Genomic DNA, 19,027 nt, shown 5'->3' on the forward strand with positions numbered 1-19,027 from the left:
GTGTTAATTATTGGATAATTGTTTTGCCCCAATTCCAACTCTGTCGCAAATATAATGATTTTCTTGACAATACTGAATTAACTCATTAATTATAAAATTGTTAACTCGCTTTTTTTCATTCTCTGGAAACAACACATGAACATTTGCACCTGCATCTAATGTAAAACAAATATTAGAATTTGTTTGTTCTCTAAATGCCCATATTTTATGAATAATTTTTAAGGTGTTAGGTTTCATTAAAATAAAATACGGATTGCTGGTCATCATCATAGCGTGTAAACTCAATGCCTCACTTTCAACAATAGCAATAAACGCTTTTAAATCTCCATTTTGAAGTACTTCTGATATGTTGGAAATATTGTTATTGGCCTGTTGAAAACGTTGTTGTGCAAACGGATGATTGAACATTAATTTATGACCAACAGTACTAGAAACCTGTTTTTTACCTTCATCAACCAATAAAATGGTATCGTGGTAATTTCTAAAATTTTGATGTACTTTATTTGGATATTTCACCCCAAATAAATTAGAACTCCCTTCAATATCTGTATGTTTTCCCCAAACAATTAATTCACCTTCAATACTTCTACAAGCACTTCCTGAGCCCAAACGCGCCAAAAAAGATGCTTTTTTATTGAAATATTCGTCAGTCATTTCGACTCCGCTCAATGACCGTTCAACACTCATAATACACAATGCTAAAGCACTCATACCACTTGCTGAAGAAGCAATTCCGCTACTATGTGGAAATGAATTTCGAGATTCTATGGTAAAATCAAAGTCTTTTAAAAACGGAACATATTTTTCTATTCGTTTAAAAAAAGTAGCAATTTTAGGTTTAAAATCGTTTTTCTTTTCACCTTCAAAATAAATTTCAAAATTGTAACCGTTTTCGTCAACCTGAACTTGTTTCAGGTTCTCTTCATCAGATTCTGAAACAAGTTCAGAATGACGGTTTTCCTTCAATTTATATTTTAAAGTTGTTAGTGTAAAACAAGCATCAAGCGTAAAACTTATAGAGGTGTTTTCTGGAATTTGAGGCTCTTGTTTACCCCAATATTTCACCAAAGCAATATTACTTGGTGTTTTCCAGGTTACATTTCCTTCTGAAGTAGTTGCTGTATTATAATTAGATAAAATGAAGTCGATTTCAGTCAAAACAAAAATTTTGTACAAAGATACAATTTTAGAGATTAGAAAAAAGAGCAAAGAGCATAGACTTTTCTTACTATTCCTCTTAAATAAACTAAATTCTTTCTAATCTTTGGAGCACATCTTTTTTGTAGCTTCTGCTTATTGGCAACGCTTTTTTATGAATCTCAATAAACTCGTTGGTAAAGGATTCAATTTTTGAGATAGATACAATAAATGAACGGTGAATTCTTAAAAAATCAGCTTTAGGTAGTTTGGCTTCAATACTCGAAATAGTTTCGCGTGTAATAATTAATTTATCAGTTAAATGAAACTTAATATAATCGCTATAACTTTCAATATAATTTATTTCAGAAAAATTAATTTTCACCATTTTACGATCGGAACGCACAAAAATAAAATCGTTTTTTTCTTGAACTATTTCGGTTTTAATATTCGTTTCAACCACCGTGTTTTCACCTAAAAATTTATGAACCGCTTGCAATAAACGTTCAAACGAAATTGGTTTCAACAAATAATCTACTGCCTGTAAATTAAATCCGTCAATAGCATATTCTCGGTAAGCGGTTGTAAAAATTACCTTTATATTTTTATTGATTGATTTCGCAAAAGAGAGTCCAGAAATTTCTGGCATATTGATATCTAAAAAAATTAAATCTACCTTATTTGAATTAATTTCATTAAAAGCTTCAATAGCATTTTTACAGGTAGCAACAACATTAACAGTAGCTACTTTTTGCAAGTGATTTTCTAAAATATCACGAGCAACGGGTTCATCATCAACTATAAGACAATTTACTTTACTCATTTTTTAATTGTTTTAAATTACTAATAGTCAATTTCACTTTAAAATGTTTAGCTGTTTGATTGGTTTCTAATGTATAAGATTCTGTATACAACATTTCCAAACGCTTCGTAATATTCTCTAATCCTATTCCTGTATTGGTTTTATTTTCTTGGATTGATGTGTTTTCAATTTCAAAAAACAGGGTGTCATTTTCAGTTTTTATATGAATGGTCACATTTAAACTACCGTTAATTATATCTCCATGTTTAAAGGCATTTTCAACAAAAGGAATTAACAACATTGGTGCAATTTGAATGGTATTGTTAGCCACTTCAATAGTTGTCTCAACTTCCAACGTATCGTGAAAACGCATTCTTTCAAGCGACACATAATCTAGCAAGTGGTTAATTTCATCCAATAATAAAACCTGTGGCTTTTCTATTTGATATAAAATATAATCTAATAAATTAGATAATTTTAAAATCATTTCAGGCGCTTCATCTTTCTTTTTTAAAGCAAAACCATAAATAGTATTTAACGAATTGAATAAGAAATGAGGGTGAATTTGCATTTTTAAAAATCGTAATTCCTGATCTTTTATTTGCAACTGTGTTTGTAATATTTTATTTTTTAAATTTTCATTATTTACTATTGATTTGTAATTGTGCATTATTAAACTAAAAGACACAATAATTAATACTACAAAATAAACTCCTAAAATTATAAATGGCAGTGTTTTGGTTAATGGCGCTGTATCAACCTCTTTATACCCTTCAGAAAAAATTAATCCATAAAGAATAGATAAAATAATAACATACACTGAAATTATAAATGTGTACGCACTATATAATATAAAGTATTTATACTTTTTTGTCAGTAAATAATTAGGTATTAGATAGTAAATTAAAAAGTAGCTAACTAAAATTGTGGGAGGTAATAAAAAACCCGAAAACAAATTTACATACTTGGTGTTTGAACTTCCATAACCTAAAAAATATGCGTAAAAATAATAGATAACTACCCAAAAAAGTAGATGACTACCAATGGTAAATAGCTGTTTTATAATATTACTTTTTAAATTCATAAAGTGCAATATGCAAATAATGTTAAAGCTACTATTATTTTAGCGACAGAAATAGCAAATTAAACTTCATTTTACCAATTTTCAGCTTCATGCTACAAAATTCGCTTTTAATCCGTTGATTATCGTAACTTTCTTGTTAATTATCGCAATTAAAAATAATTGTTTAATTTAGAATATACTTTTGACGTATAAATTTTAAAAAATATATTATGTTATTAAATCTACAAGTAATTAAACCTCTTATGGGAAATCCTTTTATTGCACGTTTAAATGAAGGCGGACCTTTATTTATGTACACTACACTAACTTTACTAATTGTGATTATTGCACTTTTAATAAGAGGATATGTAAAACCAGCAACTCGAAAAAAAACAATTACACTAGTAAGTTCCGTAAGTTTATTTGTATTGGTTTGGGGATTTTTAGGTCAAATGATTGGGCTAATTGGAGCTTTTGACGCTATTGAAGCTGCAGGAGATGTAGCTCCTTCCATATTAGCTGGAGGTTTAAAAATCGCAATACTTTCTCCATTATTTGGAATGGTTGTATTTCTAATTGCTCGTTTAGGAATTATTAGCTTAAATATTTTAGAAAAATAAACATGTAATATCTAATTTATCAATACATTATAAATTATATTTCTTTTTTGTTATTTTTGCAGTCTATGAAAACGAAAAAGGCATTTATTTTACTTAATGGCTCAGAGCCAAATAGTTTCCCTGACTTAACTGAATACAATATTGTTTGCGCTATTGATGGTGCATATAACTATTTCAAAAATAATAATATTGAACCTGATTTAGTAACTGGTGACTTCGACTCAATCAACACAATACCTACATCAACTGAAGTAATTAACACGCCTAATCAAGATTTTACAGATTTTGAAAAAGCGTTGCAAATTTTAAAACATCGCGGTTATTACGATATTGATGTTTACGGTGGAAGTGGAAAAGAGCACGATCATTTTTTGGGAAATATTAGCACTGCTAAACAATGGAAAATAGGTTTAAACATTACTTTTTTTGATGATTTTGGTAAATATTTTTTCATCAATGATTTTTATTACGGCACAAATTTAAAAGACCGAAATGTTTCTTTAATTCCAATGCCAGTTGCAAATGGTATTATTACAAAAGGCCTATTATACCCTTTAAATAATGAAACGTTAACTTTTGGTGAACGTCTTGGAACTAGAAATAAAGCGAATGAAAACGACATACAAATAACCTATGATGACGGCGATTTGTTAGTATACATCAGCCATACTTAAAAGCTACTTTTTTGAATCGGAAATTAAAACTTATTTGGGATTTTAAAGGTCCGGCATCTCTAAAAACTGCCGAACATCACTGCATTCATTTAAAAGAATTTGCACTGATTGAAAAGTTACATTTTTACGAAATAGATTTTTTAACTATTTCTGAAATGCATACCATTGCTTTTATAACTGTTAATGAAAGTGATATGAAAATTTACCGCGATGCATTAAAACCTCATCGCGGTCAATTAGCTTAGTTATTTACCGAATTTGCTACAATCCAAGCACTCGTCCATGCATTTTGAAAGTTAAATCCGCCTGTAACGGCATCAATATTTAACACTTCACCTGCAAAAAATAAATTTTTATGGAGTTTACTTTCAAATGTTTTGAAATTAATTTCTTTTAAATCAACACCTCCTGCAGTAACAAATTCATCTTTAAACGTACTTTTACCTGTTACTTTAAACTTACATCTTGTTAATTGGATTGCTAAATCTTCTAGTTGTTTATTGCTTAATTGTGCCCATTGCCAATCGTTCTCAATTTCAGCAGACAATACCAATTTGACCCATAAACGCTTTGGAATATCTTCAAAAATAGAATAATTAACAACTTGTTTTTTTGAGTTTTTATTTTTGGTACTTTTTAAGAAATCTAGTACAAAGTCATATTTTTTAGACAACCAATTTACCTCAATTTCAAAACAATAATGCTTTTGATACATTTCCAAAGCTCCCCAAGCCGATAGTTTTAAAACACCCGGACCACTCAATCCCCAATGCGTAATTAACAACGGGCCGCTTTCAGCCAATTTTGAATTCAACACTTTTACCGAACCCCAAGGAACTGAAAGCCCTGGAATATCCTTTAAAATTTCATTTTCAATATTAAAGGTAAATAAAGACGGTACTGGCGGAACAATCGTATGTTCTAAGCCGCTTGTAATTTCCCAAACTTTAGCATTACTTCCTGCAGCAATTAAAACGTAATCTGCTTCAATTGTTTCTTTATTTGTTTGAATTAAAAAACGATCTTCAATTTTCTGAATTGAATCTACTCTCGAACTCATTTTAACCTCAACACCTGCATTATGAGCACTGTTTAAAAAACAATCAATAATTGTTTGTGATGAGTTAGATGCTGGAAAAATACGATTATCATCTTCTATTTTTAACGGAACACCTCTATTTTCAAACCATTCCATAGTATCGCCCGTCATAAATTTATGAAAAGGGCCTAATAATTCTTTTTTCCCTCTAGGATAAAACTCAACCAATTCATTTGGAATAAAACAAGCGTGTGTTACATTACATCTTCCACCTCCACTTACTTTTACCTTTTGAAGTACTTTATTACTTCCTTCTAAAATAACAACTATCATTTCAGGATTTAATTCAGCTGCATTTATGGCTGCAAAAAATCCTGCTGCTCCACCTCCTACTATTACAAATTTTTTCTTCATTATGTTTTGTTACAATTTAGCTGTTACGTCTCCCTGAACTTGAATCAGGGTATCATTTTATTGACTTGTTAAGCATTATGAGATTTTGAATCAAGTTCAGAATGACGACTCTAAATTTATTATAAAATTAAATCTTGATACCGAATTACGGTTTGAAAACCTTTATTGTTAAAATAATTAGGAGTATCCTTATTACCTGTGGCCAATATAAAATCGCCACCCCAAGCACCTAAACTTTTTGTTTGCCCAAAATAATCGGAAAAATAGTGTTCTTGAACTGTTTTTAGTTGAATTGTTTTTGAAACTATTTGTTCGTGCTGTTTTAGTATTTTTTCAAAATCAACTAAACTTGTACATTTTAAAAATGCAGTTGCTAATTCTGAAACATCTTTTATTTCTGAAGTTAAACTTCCTTTTAATTCTTTAAATCGTTGAATACCTTCTCTACTATTTTGCTTTTTATTTAAATACACAAAATACAATTGTTCTTTAAAAGAAGGATTGAAATCAACTTTTTCAACAATAGGATGTGTTCCATTTCTGGTATATAAAATAGGTGAATTATGCGCCGCACAAGCTAAATCATAACCACTTCCACCAAAGGTGTTTTCTAATAAAATATACGGATTTACTCGTACCCAATTTGCTAAATTATTAATTAAGGTTGAAGAGGTTCCCAAACCCCAATTTTTAGGAAAAGTTAAATGAGTTTCAACTAAAAATCCTTGATTGGAATTTAAAAAATCTGGATTTAAGTTCCTTACTTCCTTTAAAATTTTTAGTAGGTTTTCAGCCAATGTATCATTTCCACCATCTTCATCAGCCTCAAAATCTGCACTAAATAAGCGTAATTTTGGCAAATCAAAAACAACTTCTAACCAACAAGAACCTTCATTTGTAAAACTCTTCCAAATTAGTTGAGGCTCTTTTATTTTTTGAATGGTTAAATCTTGTCCGCAAGTAGTTGGCACTGCTAAAGATGTTGCTCCATCTAACACAAAATATTCACCAGTTAATAATAATTTTCCGTTGCTATAAAATTCTTTCATCTTTATTTCAATAGGTTAGCCACTTCAGAAATATTCTCAACAACTGGAAATGTTTGACGCTCATCTTTTTTTACTTCTTCATGAGCCCAAGTTGTATGAAAAGGAACATGCACTGCGTAACTTCCAATTTCTAGTACTGGCAATATATCTGACTTTACAGAATTTCCTACCATTAAAAAGTTTTCAGGCTTACAATCTAAATGTTTCAACAGTTTTTGATAATCCGATGGTTTTTTATCGCTCATTATTTCAATATGATGAAAATGTTTTTCTAAACCCGATTTAATTAATTTTCGCTCTTGATCTAACAAATCTCCTTTAGTAGCCAATACAACCCGATAATCGCCATTTAAACTTTTTAATACCTCACCAACACCTTCTAACAATTCAACTGGCTTATTCAGCATCTCTTTTCCAAAGGAAATAGCTTTAGACACTAATTCTAAATCGCCTTTTCCTTCTGTTATTTTTAAAATTGTTTCTACCATTGAAAGCACAAAACCCTTAATCCCGTAGCCATACAATTCTAAATTTCTCATTTGAATTGAAAACAATATCGTATTCACTTCCTCTTCTGGCAAATATGCTTTTAACAACTTAGAAAAAGCTTCTTCAGTTGCTCTAAAATAAGGTTCATTTACCCAAAGTGTATCGTCTGCATCAAATGCAATTACTTTAATGTTTTTCATGTTATTTATCCCCAACTAACTTATTATACGCTTCAACCACTGCATTATGTGTCACTGTTTTATTCTCAAAATAATTGATTAAAAACTGTTTTTCACTCTCAGTTGCACCCAATTGCTTTATAATATTTGTCAAGTGCATTTTCATATGTCCTTTCTGAATTCCTGTAGTTGTTAAAGCACGTAAAGCTGCAAAATTCTGCGCTAAACCTGCAACAGCAATAATTTCCATTAATTCTTTTGCTGAAGGGTTCCCTAACAACTGTAAAGACAGTTTGGATAAAGGATGTAATTTTGTTAATCCGCCAACAGTACCCAAAGCCAACGGAACTTCAATCCAAAATTTAAAAATCCCATTTTCAATAGTTGCATTGGTTAAACTTTTATATTGTCCATCTTTAGCTGCATATGCATGAGCACCAGCTTCAATAGCTCTAAAATCATTTCCTGTAGCTAAAACAACAGCGTCAACACCATTCATAATTCCTTTATTATGGGTTACAGCTCTATGAGGTTCAGCATTTGCTATTTGTACTGCTTGCACAAACTTTTGTGCAAACAACGCTGAATTTTCAGCATATAATTCATTTACCTTACAACTAACCTCAGCACGCACTAAACAATCAGGTACATAATTTGATAAAATGCTCATGACAATTTGAATACCTTCATTTTCAAATTCGTTGGCAATTGCTTCCAAACAAGAATTTATAAAATTAGCACCCATACTATCAGCCGTTTCAAAAGTAACGTGCAACTGGTAGTAATTATTTAATTCGGCAGTTTTATCTCTCAACTCGATATCTAAAATTCCACCGCCACGCTTTTTCATGTTTTTGGTAATTTCTTCGGTGACTTTAAACAATCCTTCTTTTTTTGAAGAAAAATAATTTTGAAGTGCTATTTTATTACCTTCAAACATAAAATGAACTTGGCCAATTTTCACAGTTGAAATTACTGTTGCTTTAAATCCGCCACGGGTACTCCAAAATTTAGCAACCAATGAAGCTGCTGCAACCACAGAACTTTCTTCAATAGTCATTGGAATGGTGTAATCCTTTCCATTAATTACAAAATTAGGCGCAATGGCAAAAGGCATATAAAAGTTTGAAATGGTGTTTTCAATAAAATCGTCATGTAAATCTTGAAGGATTTTGTTTGAATTCCAATATTGTGCTAAACATTTAGCTACCTTTTCATCATTATTGAAAAAATTAGAAATCAACCAATCTATTTTTTCTATTTTATTAAGTTTCGAAAATCCACTAACGGTTTTTGACATTGTGTTGCAAATTTTATATTTCGGCAAAGATAATTTAATAAAACCAAAAATAATTATCTAAATCAGATGCGCAATTTTATGATATATTTCAGGTTAAATTTGCTAAATTTTTCTTAAACTTGGCAATTATTTAAAGAATTAACAATTAATGAAGAAACTACTGCTACTTTTTATAGCTATAACTTCCTTAGCAACAGCTCAAAAAAAAGACATTTCACTTGATGAAATTTGGAACGGGACCTTTAGTACCGAACAAATGAACGCTTTAAATTCAATGAATGGTGATTTTTATACCTTATTAAACTTTAATAATAAAACACAAAGCACCTCTGTTGATAAATACAATTATGCGACTTTAGAGAAAATTGAAACAGTTGTTGACAGCAAAAATTTAACTGAATTAAACTATTTTGAAAGTTACGAATTCAACAACAATGAAACTAAATTAATTTTAGGTGTAAATTCTGAACCTATATACAGACACTCAAGCTTGGGTGTTTTTTACGTTTATGACCTTTCTTCAAAAACATTGCAATTAATTGACGCTGATAAAATTCAAGAACCTACTTTTTCACCAGACAGTAAAAAAGTAGCTTACGCAAAAAATAACAATATTTACATTAAAAATTTAGAAACCAACACGGTAACTCAGGTTACTGCTGATGGATTAAAAAATAGCATTATAAACGGTATTTGTGATTGGGTGTACGAAGAAGAATTTGCTTTTGTAAAGGCTTTTGAATGGAGTAACGATAGTAAAAATTTAGCTTTTTTACGTTTTGACGAAACAGAAGTCCCTACATTTTCAATGGATATTACAGGTACTGGTTTATACCCAACTCAACAAGTTTTTAAATATCCAAAAGCTGGTGAAAAAAATGCAGTGGTTACACTCCATATTTTTAATTTCGAGCTTAATAAAACTTCAAAAATTGATATTGGAGAATATGAGTATATTCCAAGAATAAAATGGACAAACAATGCTAATGTTTTATGTGCAACTACTTTAAATCGTCATCAAAACGACCTAAAATTGTATTTTGTGAATGTAACTGATTTTTCTACGGAAGTTGTATTGAATGAAACAGACGCTGCTTATGTTGATATTCATGATAATTTAACTTTTTTAAGCGATAATAGTTTTATTTGGACCAGTGAAAAAGATGGTTTTAACCATATTTACCATTATTCAAAAGAAGGTAAATTAGTAAAACAATTAACTTCTGGAAATTGGGAAGTTACTAATTTTTACGGCGTAAACGAAAAAACTAAAACTGCTTATTACCAATCGGTAGAAGATGGATCTATCAACAGAACAATTTATTCTGTTAGCTTTAATGGTAAAAATAAAAAACGATTAACCAATGCTTCAGGTACAAACAGTGCCTCGTTTAGTAAAAATAAAAACTACTTTATCAATACGTTTTCTGATGCAAATACGCCTCCTGTTTATACGCTTCATAATTCCAAAGGAACTCAATTAAAAGAAGTATTAAACAATAATAAGCTTACTGAAGCATTAAAGTCGTACAAACTTTCAAAAAAGGAGTTTTTTATGTTAAAAACTGAAACTGGAGAATTCAATGCCTGGATGTTAAAACCTTCATACTTTGATGAGACAAAAACATATCCATTATTTATGACTCAATATTCTGGACCTGGATCACAATCTGTTAGTAACAGTTGGAATAGTGCCAACGATTATTGGTTTCAACATTTAGCTGAAAAAGGATATATAATTGTGTGTATTGACGGAAGAGGAACAGGTTTTAAAGGTGCTGAATTTAAAAAAGCAACGTATTTAAACTTGGTAAAATATGAAACCATTGATCAAATTAACGCTGCTAAAGAATTAGCAAAGAGACCTTACATTAATAACTATGAAATAGGAATTTGGGGATGGAGTTTTGGTGGTCATATGAGTACAAACTGTTTATTGAAAGGAAGTGATACTTTTAAAATGGCCATTGCTGTCGCACCCGTTACAAGCTGGCGTTTTTACGATTCGATTTACACGGAACGTTTTATGCGTACACCTCAAGAAAATCAAGAAGGTTACGATAATAATTCTCCAATAAATTATGCTGACAAACTGCAAGGCAAGTTTTTATTGGTGCACGGAAGTGGTGACGACAATGTACATGTTCAAAATACGATGCGATTAACAAATGCTTTAATTGAAGCTAATAAGCCTTTTGATTTGGCTATTTACCCTGACAGAACGCACGGAATTTACAGAGGAAAAAACACTAGACTTCATCTTTACAATAAAATGACGACCTTTATCGAGGAAAATTTAGGTAAAACAGCAAAAAATCAACTTGAATTATAAAAAAATTAAATAAATTAACCCAATTAATTTCAACTTAAAATTATGACTGACAAAACGATACAAGAAGGACATCCAAGTGGACTTATGACCTTATTTTTCTCTGAAATGTGGGAAAGAGTTTGCTACTACGGAATGAGAGTTCTTTTAACACTTTATTTAGTAAAATCCTTAATGAAAGGTGATGCTGATGCTGCGTTAATTTATGGAGCCTATACTGCACTTGTTTATGCCGCCCCTATTTTAGGTGGAAAAATGGCTGATAAATATATGGGCTATAGAAATGCTGTAATTTTTGGAGCAATTTTAATGGCTATTGGTGAATTTTTAATTTTAGGTGGTTCCGAACATTTTTTAATGATTGGTATGGGAGCTCTAATTGTAGGTAATGGATATTTTAAAGCAAATATCTCTACAATTGTTGGTAAATTATATACAGATAATGATCCCCGTAGAGATTCTGGTTTTACAATATTTTATATTGGAATAAATATTGGTGCACTGTTAGCAACCACCGTAATTGCCTACGTAGGTGAAACCTATGGATTTAAATATGGTTTTGGACTTGCTGGTTTCGGTATGCTTTTAGGATTAATCATTTTTTATGGAGGAAGACATAATTATGCTGCTGCCGAAGGTTTAGGGTTTACTGAAGAAGGAAAGAAAAAAATAGCCGGACCTATTAATAAAGCACATTTGGTTGGAATTCTCTCATTTCTATTAATTCCATTGTGTTACTTTTTAATCATGCAAAACAGCTGGTTAGATTATATTCTTTTAGGTCTGTTTGTATTTATAGCTTATTCTTTGATTCAAGCAGGTATTAAAGCTGATGCAGAAGGAAAAGTTAAAATTTGGAAAGATCGAATGATTGCTTTAATCATTTTCATGTTAATTAATATTACTTTCTGGGCTTGTTTTGAACAAGCAGGAACATCTTTAACTTTATTTGCGGATAGAAATGTAGATAGAAGTATTTTTGGATGGGAAATGCCAGCCTCAATGACTCAGTTTTTCAATCCATTTTTTATCATTGTCTTCGGATCAATTTTCTCTATAATGTGGGTTAAACTTTCTAAAATTGGTAAAAACCCAAGTATTCCTTTAAAGTTTGCTTTTGGTATTATTCAATTGGCATTAGGATTCTTAGTTACTAAAGTAGGTTTACAATTTGTTAATGAAGCTTATCAAGTACCATTATTAACTTTAGTTGTTTTATACTTATTACACACAACAGGTGAATTATTCTTATCTCCTATCGGACTTTCAATGGTAACTAAATTATCTCCAAAAAGTATGGCAGGAACAGCAATGGGAGCTTGGTTCTTAAGTTTTGCCATAGCAAATTATGTTGGAGGTCAAATTGCAGCTCTAACTGGTGGACATAGCGATAGTGGTGAAGCAATGACTGCTGCAGAAGGACTAGATAAATACATTTATACATTCTCAACCATTGGTTTTGTATTGTTAGGAATTGCCGTTCTAATTATCTTGTTAAACAAACCATTACAAAAATTAATGCACGGAGTTGAGTAATTTCAATCTGCTAATGACTATAAATAAATTTAAAATACAATTAAAGGCTCGAGTATAGTATACTTGAGTTTTTAATATAAATACACTTCACATTATGAAATTTACACAAGTTTTTAAAAAGTTTCCAAAAGCATTTTGGGTAGCCAATGTAATGGAATTATTTGAGCGTTGGGCTTGGTATGGGTTATTTGCCGTTTTAGCATTATACCTAACAAACTCTACTGATGATGGCGCTTTAGGATTTACCCAAAGTCAAAAAGGTAGTATTATGGGTAATGTCACATTTATATTATATTTACTTCCTTTAATTACAGGAGCTATTGCTGATAGAGTTGGCTACAAAAAAATCTTAATTATTGCCTATCTTATATTAGGTTCTGGGTATTATTTTATGGGTGAAGTAACCTCTTACGGCTTAGTATACTTTGCTTTTATTTGGGTTGCAATAGGTGCTGCTTTATTCAAACCTGTAATTTCTGCAACCATTACTAAAACTACAGATGATGAAACTTCGTCTATAGGTTTTGGTATTTTTTATATGATTGTGAACGTTGGTGGATTTATTGGTCCAATTTTTTCTTCAAAATTAAGAGAAACTTACGGGTGGAAAATAGTTTTTATAATGGCAGCGTCTGCTATTGCTGTAAATTTAATTTTGGTAACATTCTTTTACAAAGAACCTGAAAGAGAAAAGTCTTCTGAAAATTTAGGGAGAACTATCATTAACTCATTAAAAAATATATGGACAGCCTTATCTGATAAAAAGTTAACCATGTTTTTATTAATAATGGTTGGTTTCTGGACGATGTTTAACCAGTTATTTTATACACTTCCTAACTTTATAGATCAGTGGGTAAACACAAGTATGATTTATGATTCAATTGCAAATATCTCACCCAAATTAGCTGCAGCTATTGGAACTAAGGAAGGGACTATTGCTCCTGAAATGATGGTAAACTTAGATGCTGGAGCAATTATTTTATTCCAAATAATTATTTCAACTTTAGTAATGAAACTGAAACCTTTAAATGGAATTATCTCTGGAATTATTGTAAACGCGATTGGTATTGGGATTGCATTTAGTACAGGAAACGGATTCTTTGTTATTTTAGGTATTTTCATTTTTGCTATAGGTGAAATGGCTAGTTCTCCAAAATTCACAGAATATGTGGGTAAAATTGCTCCTAAAGGAAAAGAAGCCTTGTATATGGGAACTTCATTTTTACCTGTTGCTGTAGGAAATTATATTACTGGTTTTTTATCGGGTGATGTATACCAAGCCTGGTCAGATAAAATAAGCCTTTTACAGTTAGAAGTTGCTAAAAGAGGACTTGAAATTCAAGAAATTGGAGAAGGATTTTCACAAAATGATTACACTGCAAAAGCTGAAGAATTAATGGGTATGAATAGCCAACAATTAACCGATTTTTTATGGACAAATTACAACCCTTCTAAAATTTGGATATTGTTTAGCGCTATAGGTATTGGAACCGTTATTTGTTTGTATTTATACGACAAGTTTATTATTGGAGAAACTTCAAAAGCATAACTTTTAAACTATGAGCAAGACGAATAACGAATTTTTTGAAACACAAGTATTAGGACACCCATCAGGTTTATTTGTATTATTTTTCACTGAAATGTGGGAGCGTTTTTCGTTCTACGGAATGCGTGCCTTATTGGTCTTATTTTTAGTAAGTGCCTTAGGAATTGGCGGCTGGGATTGGCCTCGAGAAAATGCCTTGGCCTTGTACGGAACTTATTTAGCATTGCTTTATTTAACACCTATTATTGGCGGAACACTCGCCGATAAATATTTAGGAAACAGACGTGCCATTATTATTGGAGCCATTATTATGACCTTAGGTCACGCAAGTATGGCTATTGAATCTAATCCGTTTTTCTTGTATTTAGGACTAGGTTTGTTGGTTGTTGGAACTGGTTTTTTCAAACCAAATATGAGCTCATTTATCTCCATTTTATACAAAGATTTTCCTGAGAAAAAAGATGGTGCTTACACCATTTTTTATATGGGCGTAAATGCAGGTGCCTTTTTAGGAATTATGTTGTGCGGTTATTTAGGTGAAATTTTAGGCTGGGGCTGGGGATTTGGATTGGCTGGTATTTTTATGTTGCTTGGCTTGTTACAATTTACGTTTGCACAAGGAATTTTTGGAGATGTGGGTAGCAAACCTAATAAAGAAGATAAAAAAATTGAAACGGACGATCATACCGAAATTGAAGATAAATTAAACCCGTTTACGCTGCTTGATAAACTATTGATTGTAATTATTTCAGTTGCAGGTTTAACTTGGGTAATCAACGATCCTTTATCTAAAATTGGAACGGTTAACTTTTTAGAATTTGGAGGAACCGATTATTCTAGTCATACCATTATTGTAACCCTTATCTTATTTATTTACTTGTTGGGTTCTAGAATTTTAAGATACAGTCCAATTACCAGAGACAAAATGCTTGCTGTGGTAATTTTTGCGTTCTTTATTATTTTCTTTTGGGCTTCATTTGAGCAAGCAGGTGGATCTATGAGTATTTTCGCCAAAGATTATACCAGTCGAATTTTATCGGGAAATTCGGCTTTAATTTTTAATATTATTGATATTATAATTACCGTTGTTCCTATTGCAATTATTACTTGGGTGTTATTTTTATTATTCAAACAAACCTTCAAAAAATACTTTTTATCGAATTTAATTTTAGCGTTTAGTTTTATATTGATTTGGGGAATTGTAATTTGGAAAATCTATAACAATTTCAACACTTATTCGTATGAAATCTCTTATCAAACGTATCAAATTCAAGAAGGAGATGCATTAAAAGAATACGCGATAACTTCAAAAACAATCGTTCCTGAGAATGCTTCTTTAGTTGAACATTCAACAGTGATAAGATCGGCAAATGATTTTGTAAACAACGATGAAATTTCGATTATTGATATAGATAAAAAAGGAGTGAATTATAAATATTTAGCTCCTGAAAAAGCTGAATTAATTGACACAAATATATCAGCTACAATTGTTCAGAAAAAGGACAATGAAATTGAAATTCCTGCAACTTGGTTTTTAATTTTAAACTCTTTATTTATTATTGCTTTTGCTCCGTTATTTTCAAAATGGTGGGAAAGTAAATACAACCCGAAACCGGCTAATAAATACGCAATTGGATTGTTCTTTTTAGGTATTGGTTTTGCATTTTTAGCCTATGGAGCGGCAGGAATTCCGCAGGGAGCAAAAACAGCCTCCGTAAGTATTGTGTGGTTAATATTGGCTTACTTATTTCACACCTTGGGTGAATTATGCGTTTCACCTGTAGGACTTTCTTATGTAAGTAAATTAGTACCGGCTCGAATGATTGCTTTTATGTTTGGAGTTTGGTATTTGGCCTTGGCAATTGGTAACAAAACATCAGGGCAAATGGGTGCTATGATTGATGATATTACAACAAAATATGACATTTCAACATTCTTTTTAATATTTACCTTTGTACCAATGATTATTGGAGTGATTGCAATTTTAATAAACCCAGTGCTAAAAAAATTAATGCACGGTGTAAAATAATTTGTAATTATTGAATGTTTTTTTCGTCAAAAACATAAAAATACATACTTCAAAATGAAAAAAATAACACTTATAGCTTTACTATTTATTGGCACAGCAATAAACGCGCAAGAAATTAATTGGTTAAGTTTTGAGGAAGCTGTTGAAGCTCAAAAAAACAATCCAAAAAAAATAATTATGGATGCATATACGTCTTGGTGTGGTTGGTGTAAAAAAATGGATAAAGAAACATTTAAAAATAAAGACGTTATAAATTACATTAATGAACATTTTTATGCTGTAAAATTTGATGCAGAAGGAAATGATAAAATTACATTTAAAGGCAATGAATTTACAAATCCAAATTACGACCCTAATAAAAGTAAAGGAAGAAATAGCAGCCACCAATTATCACAATATTTTAGCATTCGTTCATTCCCAACAATTGTTTATTTAGATGAAGAAGCCAATTTAATTAGTCCGATTCCTGGGTATAAAACACCACAACAATTGGAATTGTTTTTAAAAGCATTTAAAACAGATGTATACAAAACATTAACTGATAAAAAAACTTGGGAAACATATTATGCAAATTTCAAATTTGAATTTGCTGAATAATTTTAATCACTAAATTTATAAGCTCCGTTTTGCATAGTACTGTAAAACGGAGTTTTTGTTTGTACACAAGTTTGTTTCCACTGCTCCACATAACTTTTATAATTTGAACCATCTGCAATAATAATGTTCGGTTTTAAAAACAAAATCAATCTATTTAAATTCACCTTTGGAGATTGCCTTAAAACCACCATTGTTGGCTGAATTGAATTTAGTTGATACAAGCCTAAACTATCAACTATAAAAATACGTTCACCGTTAAATTCAATAAAATTGATTTTTTTCTTCTGAAGAACAATACTGTCAATTCCTGTTCCTACCAAAAAGGATTTGAGTGGGTTTTTAAAGGTTGAAATAACTTTCGAAGAACTTTGTATTTCAAGTTTATTTCCGTTTCTAACACCAACAATACTTTCCTTGCTTTTATTAAAAACAATAAAACTATGTGCGGATTCAAGTTTGTATTTTTCAAAAATAATTACTGTTTGTATGGCAATTATTGAAGAAACAACTAATAACAGTCTGTAAAAATTATTTTTCTCGAACCACTTAAATGTGAATAAAATAAAAGCATAAAAAGTTAACATTACTAAAATTGAAAATGTAATATGTTGAATAATGAAGAACTCCTGATTTGAAATCCATTCCACAAAAGCATTTAAGGATTGAATAATAAACGTATAAATCTTCATTAAAAATGAAGGTAAAATCCCTAAAACACTCAATACAATTATCAACACACCAGTTATTAGAATAATTCCTAAAAAAGGAATAATTACAAGATTCGATACTAAAAACAAGCCTGGAAATTGATGAAAATAATACAAACTCAACGGTAACACGCCAATTTGAGCCGCCATAGAAACGGTAAATAACTGCCACAACTTATTGAATAGCCAATTATCAATTTCAATTAATTGATACAATTTTGGTTGTATCCAAACGATGGAAAAAACGGCTAAATAACTCAATTGAAAACCAACATCAAAAATATAATTTGGGTGAAAAATCAATAAAAAGAACATAGAAATTAACAACGTATTGTACATATTTGTAGGTCTGTTTGAATACATTCCTATAGTAATTGCTGTAAACATAGTTACGGCACGTACCACAGAAGCAGACAAACCAGCTATTAATGCAAATATCCAGAGAGCAACAACTATAAGTATAGAAGCCACCAATTTTCCTTGTTTTATTTGATGCAATGGTTTTAGTAAAAAAGTAAGAATTAATAAAATAATCCCAACGTGTAAGCCCGAAACCGCTAAAATATGTATGGCACCTGCACCGGTATAACTTTGCATTAAATCGTATGAAATTTGCTGCCGTTGTCCTAAAAGCAATGCATTTATAACCGCCAACTGATTTCCTTTAAAACCATCTCTTTGTAACGATTCATTTATAACTTTACGAATATTTGATGCAACACCTTTTAAAGTACGTGTAGTTGTATCAACCAATAAAATTTCATTGCTTTTCAAATAAATTTGATATTCAATTTGTTGATTTTTTAAGTAATTTTTATAATTAAATTCATAAGGGTTTTTAGGTTCAGAAATCGCTTTAAAAACTGTAGTTGTTAAAAATTTGTAATCTACATCTAATACTTTTGACAAACTGTCTTTTTGAATATTCACCAAGACTTTACCAACAACCCTTTTTGAATTTAGTTGCACTACAACTGCTTCATGCTTATTAAGATAGGTAGTTGGTTTTAATACTTTTGTTACGGAAAGCACTATTTTTTGAACTTCAGAAGTAGAAAATTCAGACTGATTTTCAAAATACAATGGTTTGTTTACATGTTTATTTAAAGTAACGGTAGCAATACCTACATTTATAGTAAGTAGGTAAAAAAAAACAGAAAAAACTAGAGTGTTTTTAAATGGTTTGTTGGTATAAAAATATGCGCCAAAAAAAAGAAACACCAAAAATACAAGACAGTAAATAACTACCTCAGGTTTTAGTAAGTAATAGTTTCCTAGTAAAATTCCAATCAACAAAAACAACGTCAATTGAAATGGAATAAATTTCCAAAATTTTCTCATAGCAGTATAAAATTACAAAAAAAGTTTTACTTACGCTTCAACCTTAATCATTTCAACTTCAATATAGTTTGCTTTTTAAATCGTTAGATTCACTTCTTAACGCTATAATTGGTAACAATAGTTACAGAATGATTAATATCACTAAAGCGGTTATTTTTAAGAGCTAAATTTGGTAA

General features: G+C 30.6%; 16 protein-coding genes. 8 read left to right on the forward strand and 8 right to left on the reverse strand.

The features are described from left to right. Positions 1–3: 3 nt before the first annotated feature. From CHB67_RS06635 to CHB67_RS06645, 3 genes are all read right to left on the reverse strand, one after another. A complete protein-coding gene (locus tag CHB67_RS06635; RefSeq protein WP_089381114.1) occupies positions 4–1,158 on the reverse strand; it encodes a diphosphomevalonate/mevalonate 3,5-bisphosphate decarboxylase family protein in 1,155 nt (384 codons plus the stop codon). Between the two features lie 88 nt (positions 1,159–1,246). Next, complete coding sequence (locus CHB67_RS06640; RefSeq protein ID WP_089380968.1) at positions 1,247–1,960, reverse strand: LytR/AlgR family response regulator transcription factor; 714 nt, start codon at positions 1,958–1,960, stop codon at positions 1,247–1,249. Next, the gene (locus CHB67_RS06645; RefSeq protein ID WP_089380969.1) at positions 1,953–3,023 is read right to left on the reverse strand and encodes a sensor histidine kinase; all 1,071 of its coding nucleotides are present in this window, start codon (positions 3,021–3,023) and stop codon (positions 1,953–1,955) included. Before CHB67_RS06645 ends, CHB67_RS06640 begins: the two co-directional genes overlap by 8 nt. 209 nt (positions 3,024–3,232) lie before the next feature. Here CHB67_RS06645 and CHB67_RS06650 point away from each other — a divergent pair, with 209 nt between their 5' ends. The 3 genes from CHB67_RS06650 to CHB67_RS06660 all read left to right on the forward strand — a co-directional run bounded on the left by CHB67_RS06650 (position 3,233) and on the right by CHB67_RS06660 (position 4,541). Beyond that, on the forward strand, positions 3,233–3,622 hold the full coding sequence (locus tag CHB67_RS06650) for a MotA/TolQ/ExbB proton channel family protein (RefSeq protein WP_141119688.1): 390 nt from the start codon (positions 3,233–3,235) through the stop codon (positions 3,620–3,622). Between the two features lie 65 nt (positions 3,623–3,687). Continuing rightward, positions 3,688–4,296, forward strand: a complete 609-nt coding sequence (locus tag CHB67_RS06655) for a thiamine diphosphokinase (RefSeq protein ID WP_089380970.1) — start codon at positions 3,688–3,690, stop codon at positions 4,294–4,296. Between the two features lie 11 nt (positions 4,297–4,307). Then, positions 4,308–4,541, forward strand: coding sequence for a hypothetical protein (locus CHB67_RS06660; protein WP_089380971.1), 234 nt, complete (start codon positions 4,308–4,310; stop codon positions 4,539–4,541). Here the strand turns inward: CHB67_RS06660 and CHB67_RS06665 are convergent. From CHB67_RS06665 to CHB67_RS06680, 4 genes are all read right to left on the reverse strand, one after another. Next, positions 4,538–5,749 carry a BaiN/RdsA family NAD(P)/FAD-dependent oxidoreductase gene (locus CHB67_RS06665; RefSeq protein ID WP_089380972.1) on the reverse strand — a complete coding sequence of 404 codons (1,212 nt, stop codon included), beginning with the start codon at positions 5,747–5,749 and terminating at the stop codon, positions 4,538–4,540. The two genes, CHB67_RS06660 and CHB67_RS06665, sit on opposite strands and share 4 nt — an antisense overlap. Before the next feature lie 119 nt (positions 5,750–5,868). Then, positions 5,869–6,798, reverse strand: coding sequence for a GYDIA family GHMP kinase (locus tag CHB67_RS06670; RefSeq protein ID WP_089380973.1), 930 nt, complete (start codon positions 6,796–6,798; stop codon positions 5,869–5,871). Between the two features lie 2 nt (positions 6,799–6,800). Then, positions 6,801–7,487 carry an HAD family hydrolase gene (locus CHB67_RS06675; RefSeq protein ID WP_089380974.1) on the reverse strand — a complete coding sequence of 229 codons (687 nt, stop codon included), beginning with the start codon at positions 7,485–7,487 and terminating at the stop codon, positions 6,801–6,803. Position 7,488: 1 nt separating this feature from the next. After that, the gene (locus CHB67_RS06680) at positions 7,489–8,778 is read right to left on the reverse strand and encodes a hydroxymethylglutaryl-CoA reductase, degradative (RefSeq protein ID WP_262494281.1); all 1,290 of its coding nucleotides are present in this window, start codon (positions 8,776–8,778) and stop codon (positions 7,489–7,491) included. A gap of 136 nt (positions 8,779–8,914) precedes the next feature. Here CHB67_RS06680 and CHB67_RS06685 point away from each other — a divergent pair, with 136 nt between their 5' ends. The 5 genes from CHB67_RS06685 to CHB67_RS06705 all read left to right on the forward strand — a co-directional run bounded on the left by CHB67_RS06685 (position 8,915) and on the right by CHB67_RS06705 (position 16,803). Further along, positions 8,915–11,098, forward strand: coding sequence for a S9 family peptidase (locus tag CHB67_RS06685; protein WP_089380976.1), 2,184 nt, complete (start codon positions 8,915–8,917; stop codon positions 11,096–11,098). Between the two features lie 42 nt (positions 11,099–11,140). Continuing rightward, positions 11,141–12,631, forward strand: a complete 1,491-nt coding sequence (locus CHB67_RS06690; protein ID WP_089380977.1) for a peptide MFS transporter — start codon at positions 11,141–11,143, stop codon at positions 12,629–12,631. 94 nt (positions 12,632–12,725) lie between these two features. Further along, positions 12,726–14,180 carry an MFS transporter gene (locus CHB67_RS06695; RefSeq protein ID WP_089380978.1) on the forward strand — a complete coding sequence of 485 codons (1,455 nt, stop codon included), beginning with the start codon at positions 12,726–12,728 and terminating at the stop codon, positions 14,178–14,180. A 10-nt stretch (positions 14,181–14,190) separates the two neighbouring features. Continuing rightward, entirely contained in the window at positions 14,191–16,206 is a 2,016-nt protein-coding gene (locus CHB67_RS06700; protein WP_089380979.1) for a peptide MFS transporter, read from the forward strand. Between the two features lie 54 nt (positions 16,207–16,260). After that, positions 16,261–16,803, forward strand: coding sequence for a thioredoxin family protein (locus CHB67_RS06705; RefSeq protein ID WP_089380980.1), 543 nt, complete (start codon positions 16,261–16,263; stop codon positions 16,801–16,803). Positions 16,804–16,805: 2 nt separating this feature from the next. On the opposite strand, the gene CHB67_RS06710 is transcribed toward CHB67_RS06705, so the two are convergent. Continuing rightward, positions 16,806–18,851 (reverse strand): ComEC/Rec2 family competence protein, encoded by a 2,046-nt coding sequence (locus tag CHB67_RS06710; RefSeq protein ID WP_089380981.1) that lies wholly within the window; start codon positions 18,849–18,851, stop codon positions 16,806–16,808. Positions 18,852–19,027 lie beyond the last annotated feature (176 nt).

Origin of the sequence: Lutibacter agarilyticus (assembly GCF_900188235.1) — a bacterium.
Classification (GTDB): domain Bacteria; phylum Bacteroidota; class Bacteroidia; order Flavobacteriales; family Flavobacteriaceae; genus Lutibacter; species Lutibacter agarilyticus.